Annotated in this window: 17 protein-coding genes; 9 read left to right on the forward strand and 8 right to left on the reverse strand. The window is 63.3% G+C overall.

The genetic code is table 11. The features are described 5' to 3' along the window. Positions 1-70: 70 nt before the first annotated feature. Positions 71-496, reverse strand: a complete 426-nt coding sequence (locus NKL04_RS01370) for a DUF3775 domain-containing protein (protein WP_023683751.1) — start codon at positions 494-496, stop codon at positions 71-73. Positions 497-725: 229 nt separating this feature from the next. On the opposite strand from NKL04_RS01370, the gene NKL04_RS01375 reads away from it, so the two are divergent. Next, complete coding sequence (locus NKL04_RS01375) at positions 726-1,262, forward strand: tetratricopeptide repeat protein (protein ID WP_023683752.1); 537 nt, start codon at positions 726-728, stop codon at positions 1,260-1,262. Between the two features lie 288 nt (positions 1,263-1,550). Continuing rightward, the gene (gene greA, locus NKL04_RS01380; RefSeq protein ID WP_023683753.1) at positions 1,551-2,024 is read left to right on the forward strand and encodes a transcription elongation factor GreA; all 474 of its coding nucleotides are present in this window, start codon (positions 1,551-1,553) and stop codon (positions 2,022-2,024) included. A gap of 23 nt (positions 2,025-2,047) precedes the next feature. Here greA and waaC read toward each other — a convergent pair whose 3' ends face one another. The 3 genes from waaC to rfaD are packed head-to-tail and all read right to left on the reverse strand — an operon-like array spanning position 2,048 to position 4,949. Next, positions 2,048-3,022, reverse strand: a complete 975-nt coding sequence (gene waaC, locus NKL04_RS01385; RefSeq protein ID WP_023683754.1) for a lipopolysaccharide heptosyltransferase I — start codon at positions 3,020-3,022, stop codon at positions 2,048-2,050. Further along, the gene (gene waaF, locus NKL04_RS01390; RefSeq protein WP_023711172.1) at positions 3,019-4,026 is read right to left on the reverse strand and encodes a lipopolysaccharide heptosyltransferase II; all 1,008 of its coding nucleotides are present in this window, start codon (positions 4,024-4,026) and stop codon (positions 3,019-3,021) included. Before waaF ends, waaC begins: the two co-directional genes overlap by 4 nt. Continuing rightward, positions 3,999-4,949 carry an ADP-glyceromanno-heptose 6-epimerase gene (rfaD, locus tag NKL04_RS01395; protein ID WP_023691545.1) on the reverse strand — a complete coding sequence of 317 codons (951 nt, stop codon included), beginning with the start codon at positions 4,947-4,949 and terminating at the stop codon, positions 3,999-4,001. Before rfaD ends, waaF begins: the two co-directional genes overlap by 28 nt. 133 nt (positions 4,950-5,082) lie before the next feature. Here rfaD and NKL04_RS01400 point away from each other — a divergent pair, with 133 nt between their 5' ends. The 4 genes from NKL04_RS01400 to NKL04_RS01415 all read left to right on the forward strand — a co-directional run bounded on the left by NKL04_RS01400 (position 5,083) and on the right by NKL04_RS01415 (position 8,554). Beyond that, a complete protein-coding gene (locus NKL04_RS01400; protein WP_023701612.1) occupies positions 5,083-5,715 on the forward strand; it encodes a LysE family translocator in 633 nt (210 codons plus the stop codon). Positions 5,716-5,839: 124 nt separating this feature from the next. Next, positions 5,840-7,333, forward strand: coding sequence for a D-glycero-beta-D-manno-heptose-7-phosphate kinase (gene rfaE1 / locus NKL04_RS01405; protein ID WP_023701613.1), 1,494 nt, complete (start codon positions 5,840-5,842; stop codon positions 7,331-7,333). Positions 7,334-7,341: 8 nt separating this feature from the next. Then, positions 7,342-7,914 (forward strand): D-sedoheptulose-7-phosphate isomerase, encoded by a 573-nt coding sequence (locus NKL04_RS01410; protein ID WP_023701614.1) that lies wholly within the window; start codon positions 7,342-7,344, stop codon positions 7,912-7,914. Beyond that, positions 7,907-8,554: a D-glycero-alpha-D-manno-heptose-1,7-bisphosphate 7-phosphatase gene (locus tag NKL04_RS01415; RefSeq protein ID WP_023701615.1), complete on the forward strand. Its 648-nt coding sequence runs from the start codon at positions 7,907-7,909 to the stop codon at positions 8,552-8,554. Before NKL04_RS01410 ends, NKL04_RS01415 begins: the two co-directional genes overlap by 8 nt. A gap of 5 nt (positions 8,555-8,559) precedes the next feature. On the opposite strand, the gene NKL04_RS01420 is transcribed toward NKL04_RS01415, so the two are convergent. Then, positions 8,560-9,039 (reverse strand): Lrp/AsnC family transcriptional regulator, encoded by a 480-nt coding sequence (locus NKL04_RS01420; RefSeq protein WP_023701616.1) that lies wholly within the window; start codon positions 9,037-9,039, stop codon positions 8,560-8,562. 256 nt (positions 9,040-9,295) lie between these two features. Between NKL04_RS01420 and trxB the strand changes: the two genes are divergently transcribed. Together trxB and NKL04_RS01430 are read left to right on the forward strand one after the other, a co-directional pair. Further along, positions 9,296-10,270, forward strand: coding sequence for a thioredoxin-disulfide reductase (gene trxB, locus NKL04_RS01425; RefSeq protein WP_023701617.1), 975 nt, complete (start codon positions 9,296-9,298; stop codon positions 10,268-10,270). Between the two features lie 80 nt (positions 10,271-10,350). Continuing rightward, positions 10,351-11,247, forward strand: a complete 897-nt coding sequence (locus NKL04_RS01430) for a LysR family transcriptional regulator (RefSeq protein WP_023671970.1) — start codon at positions 10,351-10,353, stop codon at positions 11,245-11,247. A gap of 22 nt (positions 11,248-11,269) precedes the next feature. Here the strand turns inward: NKL04_RS01430 and NKL04_RS01435 are convergent, their stop codons facing one another. The 3 genes from NKL04_RS01435 to NKL04_RS01445 all read right to left on the reverse strand — a co-directional run bounded on the left by NKL04_RS01435 (position 11,270) and on the right by NKL04_RS01445 (position 15,646). Continuing rightward, positions 11,270-11,767 (reverse strand): methyltransferase family protein, encoded by a 498-nt coding sequence (locus NKL04_RS01435; protein ID WP_023689721.1) that lies wholly within the window; start codon positions 11,765-11,767, stop codon positions 11,270-11,272. Positions 11,768-12,492: 725 nt separating this feature from the next. Then, positions 12,493-14,544 carry an elongation factor G gene (locus NKL04_RS01440; RefSeq protein ID WP_031209496.1) on the reverse strand — a complete coding sequence of 684 codons (2,052 nt, stop codon included), beginning with the start codon at positions 14,542-14,544 and terminating at the stop codon, positions 12,493-12,495. Between the two features lie 244 nt (positions 14,545-14,788). Beyond that, the gene (locus NKL04_RS01445; RefSeq protein WP_023701619.1) at positions 14,789-15,646 is read right to left on the reverse strand and encodes an alpha/beta fold hydrolase; all 858 of its coding nucleotides are present in this window, start codon (positions 15,644-15,646) and stop codon (positions 14,789-14,791) included. A 146-nt stretch (positions 15,647-15,792) separates the two neighbouring features. On the opposite strand from NKL04_RS01445, the gene NKL04_RS01450 reads away from it, so the two are divergent. Then, complete coding sequence (locus NKL04_RS01450; protein ID WP_023724921.1) at positions 15,793-16,344, forward strand: methyltransferase family protein; 552 nt, start codon at positions 15,793-15,795, stop codon at positions 16,342-16,344. Positions 16,345-16,356: the final 12 nt, after the last annotated feature.

Here is a 16,356-nt window from a genome sequence, read left to right on the forward strand (position 1 = left end):
ACCCCATCGTCCTCAACGGCGCGAGCTCCCGGAGGTTGCCTGCGGCCCATCACGAACGGTAACCACGCCGTTACGCGCCAATCGCTTCCAGCCCTTCTTCCAGCCAGTCGGCCAAAAGCGGCATGCCGAGCAGGTATTTCGCCGTGCGCTTGTTGGCGCGGTCGCGCGCGGCGGCAACCGCATCGGACCATTCCGCTGCGTCATAGTCGCCGCGGCCGACCCAGGCCAGCGCGATCAACTCGGCCGCTTCGTCGACGTTGAGGTCGTTGATCAGCTCGCGCAGCTCTTCCTCGGTGAGGTCTTCCGCGCTTTCCTCCGCCAGACCGTCATGGTGGTGATTGGCATGTGATTCACCATCGAGCTCGACCTCATGCTCGGCACCGTCGGCATAGTCTTCGTTGACGGCAGCACTCAGTCCCTTTGCCTTGAGAATGAACAGGCGCACGGTGTCCGGGCCGATCGATAGCTCCCATTCCCGCTCACGGCGCTGTTGCACTCTCGGGCACCCCCGCTGATCGTTTCCCGAATGATAGCGGATTTGCAGCGCGCGTCACGTCATGTTCTGATCCCTGACTCCCGCCTTTGACCGAATTCAGGTCAGGCACGGCCGCACAAATAGTTTCGGCGGCTGCGGGTTTCCGGGATGAAAAGTCTGCATCCCGGCGTTAGCTTTTCATTATCGTCATTTTCCCTCAAGCTCGTCATTATCCCTCAAGGAGGCTCCGATGCATAAAAGAGTGTTGATCCAGGCGGCTGCGGCGCTTGTCGCGCTGCAGTTCTTTGCGGTTCCGGTGTTTGCGGCCGGCGGCGGTGGCGGTGGTACCGAAACCACCACCCAGTGCAAGAAGGGGCAGGTCTGGGACAAAAAAAAGCAGAAATGCGTCGCGCCGAAGTACGGCATGCTGGACGACGACAACATCTACGATGCTGGTCACGACCTGGCCATGGCCGGGCGTTATGACGAGGCGATCGCCGTGCTCAGCCTTGCCGCCAACAAGCAGGATCCGCGCATCCTCAACTATCTCGGCTATTCGCATCGCCATTCCGGCCGTGTCACCGTCGGCCTCGGCTATTACGAGGAAGCGCTGCGCATCAACCCGGATTACACGCTGGTGCGCGAATATCTCGGCGAGGCCCATCTGCAGATCGGCGACCTGGCCGGCGCCCAGGCGCAGCTGGCCGAGATCGAGAAGCGGACGGGCAAAGATTCGCGCGAATACGGCATGCTGGCCGAACAGATCTACCATTTCATGAGAAGCTGACCCCACCCCAACGGCTTCTCTGGGCCGGCTGCGAGCAATCGCAGCCGGTTTTTGTTGTCGCAACTGCAACACGCTGCACATGCCGTGACGGCAATTGCGCAAGTCGGCTCATGATTTTTCAAAAAGCCTGCTTTTTCAGCGTGAAAAACGCGCGAGGATCGCTATATTGGGGAAAATTGCGGTGAAACGGTTCCGTTAGCCCGAGGCTGCCGGACCCGTTTTCTTTTTATACCCATCGACAAGGCTTTCCCCGAAATGCGGGGGTGGCGGCAGGAAAGGTCAGGCATCATGAACAAGGTCCCGATGACAGGCGAGGGGTTCGCGTCATTGAAGGAAGAACTGCGCTGGCGCCAGCAGCAAGAGCGGCCGCGTATCATCGAGGCGATCTCCGAAGCGCGCTCGCATGGCGACCTGTCCGAAAATGCCGAATATCATGCCGCCAAAGAGGCGCAGAGCCTCAATGAGGGCCGTGTCAACGAACTGGAAGACTATATTGCTCGGGCCGAGGTGATCGACGTCACCAAGCTTAGCGGCGACAAGGTCAAGTTCGGCGCCACGGTGGTGCTGGTCGACGAGGACACCGAGGAAAAGAAGACCTACCAGATTGTCGGCGACCAGGAAGCGGACGTGAAATCGGGCCGTATTTCGATCTCCTCGCCGATCGCGCGTGCGCTGATCGGCAAGGAAGTCGGCGACGCCATCGAGGTCAACGCCCCCGGCGGCGCCAGGGGTTATGAGATCGTCCAGGTGCAATTTATCTAGCACCTCAGAATTGCTGGAAGGTCCTATGCCGAAGCTTGGAGCTTAAGGGCTAATAGCTTTTCTGCTTCCGGCACCACCTGTGCCGGCATGAGGCGCTCCCCCGCTGCGGCCAGCAACGTTGAGGCATATTGCCCGCGCGGGCCGGTCAAACCCGGCTCGGTCGCCAGGAACACCGCGACCGTCGGCAGGCCGAAGGCGCTGGCGAGGTGGGTCAGACCGGTGTCGGCGCCGATAACCAGCGTCGAGCGGCCAAGGATCGCGGCAATGTCTGCCAGCGGCGATCTCGGCACCACGATCGTTGACGGCACGGCTTTCGAGATCGCCTTGGCCACCGCCTTCTCACGCTCGTTCGACCAGGTGGTGACCGGCGTCATTCCGCTACCAACCAGCAGGCGAGCCGTTTCGATCCAGTCTTCGGCGGGCCATTTCTTGTCCTCGCGGCTGGTGCCGTGCAGCAGGAAGGCCGTCTTGCCGTCAATGCCGGCCAGGCCGCCGGGAGGCGGCACAATCCCGGATGCGAGCGCCGAAAGATCGGGCTCGTAGCCGAGCGCCAGCCCGAACAGCCGGCGCGTGCGTTCGATGGCGTGCAGGTTGCGCGGCACGGCGTATTTGCGCTGGTAAAACAACGTTGCCGAGGGCTCCCGCGCGCTTGCGCGGTCGAAACCTGCGATTGGTGCCGCTGCCTGTTTCGCCACCAGGGCCGATTTCAGCAGCCCCTGCGCATCGATGACGAGGTCGTACTCGCCTGCTTGCAGAGCGCGGCGCAAGCTTGTCGCCTCCCGCCATGTGCCGGCGTTGAACAGATGCTTGCGCCAGCGCCGGATGGCGACGGTATGGATCTTTGCTATCGCCGGATGCAGCGCGACGATGCCGGCAAAGGCCTCTTCGACGCACCAGTCGAAGGCGATATCGGGGCGCTTGCGGCGTGCATCTTCGACGGCGGGGAAGGTGTGGATGACGTCGCCCATCGAGGAGGTCTTGACGATCAACACCTTCATGCGGCGGCCGGGAGTTCCAGCAACCTGTCCGCCGCCGCTGCCACTCGGGCAACGTCCAGCGTCTTCAGGCAGTTGAGGTGGCCGAGCGGACAGATCTTCCGATGGCAGGGCGAACAGGACAGATGCAACCAGATCAGTTCGCGCTGTTCAGCCAACGGCGGCGTGTTTTCCGGCGAGGTCGAACCGTAGACGGCAACGACCGGCGTGCCGACGGCGGCCGCGACATGCATCAGCCCGCTGTCGTTGGACACCGCCAGCCTGGCCGCGGCTATCAGGTCGATGGCGTCCTCCAGCCGTGTCTTTCCTGCCAGATCGACGACACCGGGCGCGAGTGCTGCGATCTCGGCGGTGACGTCGCGATCGTTCTTCGAGCCGAACAACGCGACCTTGAATCCTTTCGCCATCATCTCTCCGGCGAGGCCGGCATAGCTTTCGCTAGGCCAGCGTTTGGCCGGACCGAATTCGGCGCCGGGCATCATGGCGACGAATTTTCCCGGCTGCACTGCGAAGCGAGCGAGCAGCTCTTTCTGATTGCCGGCGTCGACGGTGAGCCGCGGCGGCCGGAAATGTCCGCCTTGGGCGAGGCCAAAATAGGCCTGCGCAGTGCGCCGTTTGAGGGCATCGGGCAGCGGCACGATGTCGGTCAGCAGGCCGTAGCGCATTTCCCGGAGATTGCCGAAGCGGCGGGGGATGCGGGCAAAGAACGGGATCAGCGCCGATTTCCAGCTGCCCGGCAGGACGTAGGCCATGTCGTAGCGGCCGCGCAGCAGGCGGCCGAAGCGGCGGCGAATGATGAATTCGAGCGCACCGGGTTGCAGCGGGAAATCGATCTGCTGGCGAATCTCGGGCATGCGCTTGACCAGCGGGGCCGCCCAGGCCGGGGCAAGCACGTCGATGGCGGCGTTGGGATGGAGCTCCTTCAACGCCGAAAACAGGCACTGCGCCATGACCATATCGCCCACCCAGCGTGGGCCGATCACGAGGATCGTTGGGCTTTCAGCCATTCGACATAGTCTCTGACGCCGGTTTCCACGCTGCGGAATTGCCCATTATAGCCGGCTGCGCGCAAGCGGGACATATCAGCCTGGGTAAAACTCTGATAGCTGCCCTTGAGGTGATCGGGGAATTCGATGAACTCGATCTCGCCCTTGCCCAGCGTATCGATCACGGTCTCGGCAATGGCGCGGAACGGCTGGGCGCGGCCGGTGCCGCAGTTGAAGATGCCGCTCGAGCCGCGCTTCCACAGCCACAGATTGACGTCGGCGACATCGCCGACATGAATGAAGTCGCGGCTCTGTTCGCCAGGCCCGAAGCCGTCATGGGCGCCGAACAGCTTTGGGTTTTCGCCGCGCCCGACCTGATTGAACAGATGGAAGGCGACCGAGGCCATGGCGCCCTTGTGCGCCTCGCGCGGGCCATAGACGTTGAAGTAGCGCAGGCCGGCGACCTGCGAATGATCGGTGTCGAACACAGTGCGCCTGACATAGTCGTCGAATAGTTTCTTCGAATAGGCGTAGACGTTGAGCGGCCGCTCAAGTGCGGGGTCCTCGCGAAACTCCGAACCGCCGCCGTAGACGGAAGCCGAGGAGGCATAGAGGAACGGTATGCGCAGCGAAAGACAGCCATGCAGCAAGCGCTTTGAGAACGCGTAGTTCACGTCCATCATGAACTTGCCGTTCCATTCCGTGGTGGTCGAGCAGGCGCCCTGGTGGAAGACGGCCTCGACGCGGCCTAGGTCGCCGGCTTCCAAGGTGGCCAAGAATTCGTCCTTGTCGAGATAGTCGGCTATCTGCAAATCGGCCAGGTTGGCGATCTTGTGGCCGTCGGTGAGGTCGTCGACGACGAGGATGTCATCATGGCCTTCGGCATTGAGTGCGGCGACGATGTTGGAGCCGATCATGCCGGCCCCGCCCGTGACGATGATCATGAAGGCCTCTGGTTGCTTGCGATTCCGGTCCTTATAAGGGAGGGCAGCCGGGCTGTCGATGAAGCACCACGACGCCATAGTGAGACCGCGAAGCGCCCGCTTTATTCGAGGCCCGCAAGCTAGGGGACAAAAAATGCCGTCGACCGAACTGCTCATTGCGTTTTTCGCCACCACGGCGATCTTTGCCTATATTCCAGGACCGGCCATGCTCTATGCCGCCGCGCAGACCATGGCGCGCGGGCGCTGGTCGGGGCTGACGGCGGCACTTGGCATCCATCTTGGCGGTTATTTCCATGTCTTTGCGGCTGCCGCTGGGCTGTCGGTGCTCTTCCATGCGGTGCCGCCGCTCTACATGGCGGTCAAGCTCATCGGCGCGCTCTATCTGATCTGGCTTGGCGTGTCCTTGTTCCGCAAGCGCGGGGACGGTGACAGGGCGCTGCCGGCGATCGAGCGCAAATCGGCGCGCCGCGCATTTTTCGAGAGCATCACCGTCGAAGTGCTCAATCCGAAGACGGCGATCTTCTTCATGGCGTTCCTGCCACAGTTCATCGATGCCTCGACGGGGTTCCCGGTGTGGCTGCAATTCGTCGTGCTGGGCACCATCGTCAATTTAATGTTCTCTTCGGCAGATATTGTCTGCGTGTTGCTGGCAGGCATGGTGATCGCCCGGCTGAAGCGCTCCAGCCGTGCGCAGCGGATCATGCAGCGGGCGGGCGGGGCGGTGCTGGTCGGACTGGGCGTCCACGTCGCGCTGCAGAAGAGCTGACGGCCGCCCTGACGTTGCGCTGCGCGGATTTGCGGTATATCGGCTTCGCCATGAACGATCCGGCCCGTAAATTGACAATTTTCAGGGTGATTGAGATCGGCCTTTCCCTCGCATTGCCAGTGACATGATCAAGCACAATCCGCCTTCGCCCGAACCTTTGCACCGCGCCATTGCCCGCTTTGGCGACGTTGCCGTGCTGGTGGTCGGCGACTTCATTCTCGACCGTTTCGTCAACGGCGTCATCGAGCGCATCTCGCCGGAAGCGCCGATCCCGGTGCTGCACGGGCGCGGCGAGACCTCGACGATGGGCGGCGCAGGCAACGTTGTCGCCAACATCGTCTCGCTGGGTGCCAGCGCTATTCCCATATCGGTGATCGGCACCGATGTGGCCGGCGACAATCTGGTGCGGATGCTTGGCGAACTCGGCGCCGACACGGCGGGCCTAGGGCAGGAGCGCGGCCGCATGACGTCGTCGAAGAGCCGCTTCAGCGCGCTCAATCAGCAGGTGCTGCGCTTCGATGAGGAAGAGATCAAGCCGCTCGACGACAAGGAACGGGCGGACCTGGTCCGGCATTTTCGCGCGGCACTCACGCGCGCCGACATCGTCATTCTGTCCGACTATGGCAAGGGCATCTTGCTCGACGGCGTCGCCGCCGACCTGATCGCCATCTGCCGCGAGGCGGGAAAACCGGTGCTGGTCGATCCCAAGGGCCGCGACTATGCGCGCTATGCCGGCGCGACCGCCATCACGCCCAACCGCAAGGAGCTTGGCGAAGCTGTCGGTCGCCCGGTTTTCGCCGACGACGAGATCGTCGCGGCGGCACGCCAGCTGATTTCGGCACATGGCTTCGACTTCGTCGTCGCCACCCGCAGCGAAAAGGGCATGAGCGTCGTCGGCGCGGATGAGGCGCGCCACATCGCCACCCAGGCGCGCGAAGTGTTCGACGTTTCGGGCGCCGGCGATACGGTAATCGCGAGCTTCGCGCTGGCTCTGGCCGCGGGCGCCGATCGCGTCATGGCCGCCTCCATCGCCAATGCCGCCGGCGGTGTGGTGGTGGGCAAACGCGGCACCGCGCGGCTGACCGTGGAGGAACTCACCGGCGCGCTGTTCCGCTCGCACGGCCCCACCGCCCATAAGGACGCCATCCTCGATGCCGCATCGGCCGCGCGCATGGTGGCGGCGTGGAAGGACGAGGGCCTGAGCGTCGGCTTCACCAATGGCTGCTTCGATATATTGCATGCCGGCCATGTCAGTCTTCTCCACGCGGCGCGCAGCCAGTGCGACCGGCTGGTGCTCGGCCTCAACAGCGATGCCTCGGTGCGTCGGCTGAAAGGCGCCGGGCGCCCGGTCAACGATCAGCATGATCGTGCCTGCGTGCTCGCCGCCCTGGCCTCGGTCGATGCGGTCGTGGTGTTCGAAGAGGATACGCCGCTGGCGCTGATCGAGGCGCTTCTGCCCGACATTCTGGTCAAGGGCGCCGACTACACGGTCGAAACCGTTGTCGGCGCCGACGTGGTGCAGAAGGCGGGCGGGCGCGTCGTCCTGGTCGACCTTGTCGCCGGCAAGAGCACCACCGGCACGATCGGCAAATTGCGCGCCGGCGGCGGTACCAACTGAGGGATTTCATGTCCGGACTGAATGACTATCTGGTCCGCTCGGCGGCCGCGATCACCGCGACAGTCGAGCGTGACCTGACCGCCGAGATGGAACGTGCTGTGAGTGCGGTCGTCGCCGCGCTTTCCTCGGGCAAGGCGCTGCTGGTCTGCGGCAATGGCGGCTCGGCCAGCGACGCCATCCACATTGCCACCGAACTGGTCGGCCGCTTCCTTAAGGAGCGCAAGGCCTACAATGTGATTGCGCTGCCGGCCAACGCGGGCATGCTGACCGCCTGGGGCAATGACTATGGCTTCGACACCGTGTTTTCGCGCCAGGTCGAAGCGCATGGTGCGGCCGGCGGCGTGCTTCTGGCGATCTCGACCAGCGGCAATTCGCCGAGCATTCTGGCTGCCGCCGAACAGGCGCGCATGATGGGCATGACGGTGGTCAGCCTCACCGGCGACGGCGGCGGCAAACTCAAGCCGCTCACCGACATCCTGCTCAACGTGCCCTCGACCTCGACGCCGATCATCCAGCAGGGACATCTCTGCCTCTACCACTATCTCTGCGAGGTGGTGGAAGACCGTCTGTCGAATGGCTGACACCGGGGCCTACGGCCCATACCCGCTGGCTGAACCCGGCCTGTGGGTCGAGCGGGTGGGTTTGCAGTCCTTTCTCGCTGGGACGCCGGCGCTGTTCTTCGACCGCGACGGCACCATCAATGTCGATACGGGTTATCCCGACGATCCCGCCAAAATGGTGCTGCGCGACGGCATCGTGCCGGTCATCGCGGCGGCCAACCGGGGCAACATCCCGGTGGTCATCGTCACCAACCAGTCCGGCATCGCGCGCGGCTATTTCGGCTGGAAGGAATTTGCCGCGGTCAACGGCCGGGTTCTCAAGCTGCTTGCCGCCGGCGATGCCTTCGTCGACATGGTTCTGGCCTGCGCCTACCACGAGGCGGGCAGCGGTTCACTGGCGGTCGCCGACCACCCGATGCGCAAGCCCAATCCGGGCATGCTGCTCGAGGCCCAGCAGCGCCTCGGCCTCGATCTCAAACGCTCGCTGATCGTCGGCGACAATCCCGCGGATATGCAGGCCGGACAACGTGCCGGCCTGCCGCGCGGCTGGCTGGTGGATGGCGAGGGAAGTAATGAGCCGGGCTTCGAGGTTCTGCCGCTGCGCAACCCCGATGATCTGGTAGGGCTTTTGGGGGCTATCGAGTCGCTCACCCGAATCTAGGACGATCATGGGGCGCTGAACGCCACCAGCCCTTCGTCCTTGACGCGGCGGATGGTCAGCGCGGTGCGCACCGTGTCGACATTGGGCGCCGAGGCCAGTTCTTCGATGACGAAGGTCTGGAACGTGCCGAGGTCGCTCGCCACGCAATGCAGCAGGAAGTCGGATTCGCCCGAGACCATCCAGGCGTCGCGCACGATCGGCCAGCCGCGCGTGCGCTCGGCGAAAGCTTTGAGCTCCGCGTCGGCTTGGTGATGCAGGCCGATCAGGCAGAAGGCGACGACATCCATGCCGAGCGCCGGCGCGTTGAGCAAGGCGCGATAGCCTCTGATGATGCCGCTTTCCTCCAGCCGCCGGATGCGGCGCAGGCAGGGCGGCGCGGAAATGCCGACGCGGCTCGACAGTTCGACATTGGTCATGCGCCCATCGGCCTGAAGCTCACGCAGAATCTTCCAGTCGATGGCGTCGAGGTCGGCTTTCAGGGGCATGGCTGTCTCAGCTTAAGCGCAAGAATCTTTCGCGATCTCGTCATTAAACGACTTTTGTGGCGATGCCAGCCCTTGGTCGGGCGATTTTGCGACCGTAACGAAAGCGGCCATTGCGCGAATAAGCCTGTGGGCCGAAGCTTTCCGGGGACGACGGCCTGTTCGTCTTGCTGGCGTGGTTGGCAACCCTTACATTACCAGCACCGTTTCACGTCTTTTTCCAAGGCACACTCGATTGTCTGCCCCGCAGAGGCTTTAGATGACCACCAAGCACGCGCCTGTCCTCATCATCGGTTCCGGCCCGGCCGGCTATACGGCGGCGGTCTACGCCGCGCGCGCCATGCTCAAGCCGATGCTCGTCGCCGGCCTGCAGCAGGGCGGCCAGCTGATGATCACCACCGATGTCGAAAACTATCCCGGCTTCGCCGATCCGATCCAGGGCCCGTGGCTGATGGAGCAGATGCTGAAGCAGGCCGAGCATGTCGGCACTGACATCGTCAACGACATCATCACCGAGGTTGACCTCAATGTGCGGCCGTTCCGCGCCAAGGGCGATTCCGGCACCACCTACACGGCCGATGCGCTGATCATTGCCACCGGCGCGCAGGCGAAGTGGCTGGGCATCCCCACCGAACAAACCTTCATGGGCTTCGGCGTGTCGGCCTGCGCCACCTGCGATGGCTTCTTCTATCGCGGCAAGGATGTCGCTGTCGTCGGCGGCGGCAATTCGGCGGTGGAGGAGGCGCTCTATCTCTCCAATCTGGCGAAGAGCGTGACCGTCATCCACCGGCGCAACGATTTCCGCGCCGAGCGCATCCTGCGTGAGCGGCTGCTGAAAAAGGACAATGTCCGAGTCATCTGGGACACGATCGTCGACGAGATCACCGGCCGGCCCGGCAAGACGCCGCTGCCGCCTTCGGTCGAAGGGCTGAAGCTCAGAAATGCGGTGACCGGCGAGGTCAGCCATCTCCAGGTGGACGGCGTGTTCGTGGCGATCGGCCATGCGCCGGCGGTGGAATTGTTTGTCGGCAAGCTGAAGCAGAAGCCGAACGGCTATCTGTGGACGGCGCCGAATTCGACCCGCACCGATGTGCCCGGCGTGTTCGCCGCCGGTGACGTGACCGACGATATCTACCGTCAGGCGGTGACCGCCGCCGGGCTCGGCTGCATGGCCGCGCTCGAGGCGGAAAAATACCTGGCCGGCATCGAGGTGCACCGCGAAGCGGCGGAATAAAATCTATCAAGACGGCGTCGCAAGCCGTTCAAAAGCCTGATTTTTCATTCAGACGCCAAAAACAGAACGAGGGGAACTCAATGGCGTTGGACTGGGACAAGCTTCGCGTGTTTCACGCAGCGGCGGAGGCTGGGTCGTTTACCCATGCCGCCGAGACTTTGCACCTGTCGCAATCGGCGATTTCACGCCAGGTCAGCGCGCTCGAGCATGACGTCGGGGTGCCGCTTTTCAATCGCCATGCCCGCGGCCTGGTGCTGACCGAGCAGGGCGAAATGCTGTTCCGCACGGCGCATGACGTGCTGATGAAGCTGGAGACCATCAAGTCGAAGCTGACCGAGGCAAAGGACCGTCCCTCAGGCGTGCTCAGGGTGACGACGACAGTCGGGCTTGGCGCCGGTTGGCTGACCGAACGGGTGCAGGAGTTCATCGAGCTCTATCCCGAAATCAGCCTGCAGCTGATCCTGGCCAATGAGGAACTCGACCTCACCATGCGCCAGGCCGACTGCGCGATACGGCTGCGCCAGCCGCAGCAGCCCGACCTTATCCAGCGCCGCCTGTTCACCGTGCATTTCCACCTCTATGCCTCGCCGTCCTATGTCGGCAAGCACGGAAAGCCGACCTCGGTCGCCGATCTGAAGAACCATCGCATCGTCACTTTCGGCGTGCCGGTGCCGTCGCATCTGTCGGAGCTGAACTGGCTGGAAACGATCGGCGATTTCGACGGTGGGCAAAGGGTGCCGACGCTGCAGATCAACGACATCTTGTCGATCAAGCGCGCCGTGCAGGGCGGCGCCGGCATCGCCATGCTGCCCGACTACGTGATCTCCAAGGAATCGGATTTGGTGCAGCTTTTGCCGGAGACCGAGGTGCCGTCCTTCGACACCTATTTCGCCTATCCCGATGCAATGAAGAACCAGGCCAAGCTGCACGTCTTCCGCGACTTCATCATCGCCAAAGCGCGCAGCTGGTCATTTTAAACATGGCCTTGGGAGGTGCTGGTCACCCCCGCCACGGCGTCAGCCGTGGCAGCCAGCCGGGAACATTGCGGCGGTAGGTCTCGTATTCGCCACCGTAGCGGCGGGCGAGAGTCGGTTCCTCATAGAACCTGACGAAAGAGCCCATGACGATCGCGCCGATGGCGGCATAGGCAGCGACGCTCCAGCTTGAAAACAGCAACGCCTGGCCCAGGATGATCGACAGTACTGCGACATACATCGGGTTGCGGACATGGCGGTACACGCCGCCGATCACCAGTCTCTCGGTGGGCGCGACAGGCGCCGGCGTGCCGAGGCCTTCGAGCGCGAAGCGGGCAAAGGAATGGACGAGCAGGGCGATGGCCGCGACAATCAGGATGGAGCCGGCCGGCACGAAGCCGGGCACCGTCGACAGCGGCAGACGGTAGCGGTCCGTGAGCAGCCAGGGCACCAGCCCGGCAACGACACAAGGTGCGGCGATGAAGAAGACCGCGCTGCCGGCGATCGCCTGGGGTGTCCGCATGTCAGGTCTCCCTTCTTCCGGCCGACCCTTCCCATCCCGCTGCCGCAAAAATAAACGCCTGTTGCCCGATTCAACGTCATTCGGCTTTTTGCCCGCGAGCGCGAGAATCAGCCCGACTTGCGGTTCTGCGAAGGCAACAGCACGGTCGCGCCATTCATTTGGCAACTTTTCGTGGTCCTATGGCCCCTAGACATGGGTTAGACCACAGCCTGTACCTTTTTGCATGCGTGTGTTGCAAAATAGATGCTTGTTTCTTGGGCATGAACAGCACATATATAGATCATCTCCTGGGCGCGTTCTCCTCCCATTAGCGCCCTCGAGTGTTCCCCTCTGGAGGTTAGCCTTAACAGGCACTTCCAATCAAACTCAGCCGGATCTTCATTGATCCGGCTTTTTTGTTTCCGGGCCTGCCGTAGCCAGCGAAAAATCGAGCAAAATCGCCGCGTAACAGTGACATGTAACCTCAGGTAACATGCCGCAGGCGCGATTCATCGTTTAAGCAGATCATAGGACGCGGTGTGGTTCGACCGGGAGATGGGGGCATCACTCGGAAGATCCGGGCTCAGGCGGCTACCGCGTCCGAACCTATTCGTCTGCCAGTGCCGTATGGCGCGGCGGATACGTGCGGCGGACCTGCCGTTTTCCTCCCAAGAAGACGGTCCGCAATAAGAGCGGCGTCCGGATCATCCGGGCGCCGTTTTTTGTGCGGATCATCCTTCGGCCTGTCAGGCAGCCTTGCCGTTGGCGTTCATCGCCTCGTCGGCCAACCGTCCGGTCAGCTCGGCCATGTGATCGAAGGCGCAACGATAGCTGGCGACGCCGGAGGTCGCCGAGCGCAGTTCGATGATCAGGTCGCCGATCTCGGCCTGCGGCATGGTCGCCTCCACGACATCCCATCCCGGCCAGTCAGGCCGCGCGTCGTAGCCAAGGATCTGACCGCGCCGTTGCGGGATCAGCGCGATGATCTTCGAAGTGGCTTCGGACGGCGTGACGATCTCGACCTTCATGACCGGCTCGAGCAGCACCGGCGAGCAGGCCGCCATGCCTTCCTTCATGGCCAGCTTGGCCGCCATCTGGAAAGCCATGTCGGAGGAATCGACGGCGTGGTAGGAGCCGTCGGAGAGGTTGACGGCGACATCGACCACAGGGAAGCCGAGCGGGCCGGATTTCAGATAATCGCGCACGCCGGTTTCGACCGACTGGATGTAGGTCTTGGGCACGACGCCGCCGGTGATGGTGTCCGAGAACTGAAAGCCGGAGCCGCGCGGCAGCGGCTTGATCTCGATCACCACATCGCCGAACTGGCCGTGGCCGCCGGACTGCTTCTTGTGGCGGCCGCGCTGCTGCACCGTCTTTCGGATCGTCTCGCGATAGGGGACGGCAGGCGCATGGCCTTCGACCGGAATCTGATTCTTGCCTTCCAGCCGCTCGCGCACGACCCGCAGATGCATCTCGCCATGGCCGGACAGCACGGTCTCGGCCGAGTCCTGATTGTGGCGCAAGGTGAGCGAGGGATCTTCCTCGGCCAGGCGCTGGATGGCCGCCGACATTTTGACCTCGTCCTTGCGCTCCTTCGGCCGCAGGGCAAAGGCAAAGACCGGCTGCGGCGGCGTCAGCGTGACCAGCGGCTTGATACCGCCCTTCGTGGAGCTCAACGTCTGGCCGGTCTTGACCTCGTCCAGCTTGCCCAACGCCACCGTGTCGCCGGCCTTGGCAGCGGTGAGCTTGGACTGGTCCTTTCCGAGCATCTTGTAGATGCCGGAGACCTTCGCCGTCTCGCCATTCGACAAATAGAGTTCGGCGGCATCGGCGATCTGGCCGGAGAGCACGCGCGACACGGACAGCTTGCCGCCATGCGCGGTGTGGATGGTCTTCATCACCTGGACCACGGTGTGATTGCCATCGGGGACGCCGAGCCGTTTGCGCGTCGCCTCGACATCCGGTGCGTCATGGCGGATCGCCTTCAAAAGGCGCAGCACGCCGTTGCCCTTTTCGGCGGTGCCGATCAGCACCGGCGTTATGGCGCCGGCGCGCAGGTCGGCGGACAGATCGTCGAAGACCGCGTCTTTCGGCGGCTCGATCTCCTCCAGCAACTGCTCCATCAACTGGTCGTCATGGTCGGCAAGCGTCTCCAGCATGGAGAAGCGAGCCTCCAGTTCGCGCGCCTTGTCGTCAGTTGGAATTTCGGCAACCTGGCTTTCGGCATATTCGCGGTAGATGTAGGCGCGCTCCAGCGCCAGGTCGATCGAACCGATCACCACATTGTCCTTGCGCAGCGGAATCTGGCGCAGCAACAGCGGCGCCGCGCTCGTCGGCTGCAGCATCTTCAGCGTATCGCGTACGCCGGCGATTGCCTTGTCGACCTTGTTGAGGAACAGGATGCGCGGCACGCCGAGATCGTCGAGCTTGCGCATGATGAGCTGCAAGGCTGGGATCTTCTTCTCGTCGGCCTCGGCGACGACCACCGCGAGATCGCAGGCTCCCAGCACCGGCTCGGCCTCGAAGGAGAATTCGATCGATCCGGGACAGTCGACGAAGGTGATCTGCTCGCCCATGAATTCGGTGGTGGCAAAGGTCGCCTCGACGCTCATGGCGTGCGCCCGCGCCTCGGGCGAATGATCGGAAACGGTGCTTCCCGATGAAACGGGATTTTGGCGGGGGATGGCGCCCGTACGGGCGAGGATGGCTTCGAGAAGTGTCGTCTTACCGCTTGCAAAGGGACCGACTATGGCAATGCATTTCGGTCCCGTGCGTCGTCCTCCGGCGCGAGTACCCATGGCTGACCTCCACTCAGGCGTTGCCCTTGGAGTGCGATCAGCAAAAGTGGAAACGGTTTTGCGCCGATCGCACCCTGTCGTGAGCGGCGGCCGGCCTGTTCGACCGTCGCGGGCGGGGTTGTTTTCATTTAGCCACCTGCCCAACCCATCGTCCCACGGGTTAGCCGGCAGGGCAAGGAAAATAGAAATCGCGCCGCCGCCAGACGGACGGAGCGAGAGCCGGGGTCAGAACCGTCGGTAGATTTCAGCGGGCCTGGGTGCGGCGCGCCGGCCTGGCTGCGCTTTGCTTTACCACCGTCTCGGCGTAGCGCGACAACAGCGGGTTAAACAGGTCTGGGCGTTCCCAGAACGGTGCATGGCCGGCGCCTGATATGACATGGCATTGTTCCCACAGCGAGCTGTAGGCCACCGTCTCGAAGTAACTCAGCCGCACCAGCGGATCATGCTCGCCATTGATCACCGCAACCGGGAACGGGGCGTGCTCGACCACCTGTTTCTGGTCGGCGCCCTTGCCGGCAAACATGCTGCGCGCCACGCCGGCGCGAAGCCTGCCGTCGGTGCGCCTTATGGCTTCGCGGAAAGACGGACTTGCGGTATCGCCGAAGCAAAGCGCCTCGAAGCGCTCGATGTCGCGTTCGGAGTAGACCTTCTTGGAGGCCAGCAGCATGTCCCAGTTTGCGTGAAAGCCGCGCAGCATACCGAACGGCCCCCTCGACACCGGCGGCGCTCCGGTCAGCACCAGGCCGTTCACCGCATGGTGGAAGCTGGCAAGTTCGACCGCCACATGGCCGCCGAGCGACCAGCCGAAGATGATCGCTTGGCTGATGCCCAAAGCGTCGAGAAGCCGGGCTGAGGTCTGGGCAAGGCCGGTAATCGTATAGGCGGTCGCGGGGTCGCGGGCATCGGAGGACTCGCCATGGCCGGGAAGGTCGAAGGCGATCAGCCGATGGGCATCGGCAAGCGGGCTGTCGAACTGACGGGCAAACACGGCGCGCGAACTGCCCGAGCCATGGATCATGACGATGGGCATGCCGGACCCAGACGACTGGCTGAGGCGCAAGTCGGCCTGCGGCGTGCGGATGGTGCGGTGAGTGATGCTCATGCTGGATTAGACCTTGAGATTTGCCTGACCGCCAACATCGCATCGCTGGCTCTATATGTTCTTTAAACATGTGGTTAAGAATCGATTTCTAGAAATCCACCATCGGCGTGACCGCCGGCTCCATCGCAACCCGCGGAATCCCGACAATGGAACCAGTCCTCGATCTTCTTGTCTCGATCTGCAGCATCGCGACGCTTGGCCAATATGTCTGGTCGATGCGGGCGCATTTCCAATCGCAGGCGATGTCTCCAGGCGCCATGGTGATTTCGGCGGCGGTCATCGCCACGGCGCTGTTCTTTCTCGCCATCCTTTGGATCCAATCGCAGCCGGGTTCGGCAAAGCTCACCGGACTTGCCGTCGAACTGGCGAGCTCTGCCCTGTTCTGGTGGGCGATTGTCACGTCGCGCAAGGCGCGATTGCGCTTCGCCTTCGCACCCGACGATCCGCACAGCCTGCTGACCGACGGCCCCTACGGCCATGTCCGCCACCCCTTCTATACGTCCTACATCGTCTTCTGGATCGGGTGGGGGATCGCGACCTGGTCGATCTGGGCGGTGGTGCCGGTCGCCGGAATCGCTATCCTCTATGTGTTTGCGGCGCTGGACGAAGAGAAGAAATTTTCGCGCACGCCGCTGGCCGGAGCCTACGCGGACTATCGCGTACGTGCCGGCCTGTTCTGGCCCCGGCTGGGGTGGTAGCCGGCACCGGGG

Origin of the sequence: Mesorhizobium sp. C264A (genome assembly GCF_040324515.1) — a bacterium.
GTDB lineage: Bacteria > Pseudomonadota > Alphaproteobacteria > Rhizobiales > Rhizobiaceae > Mesorhizobium.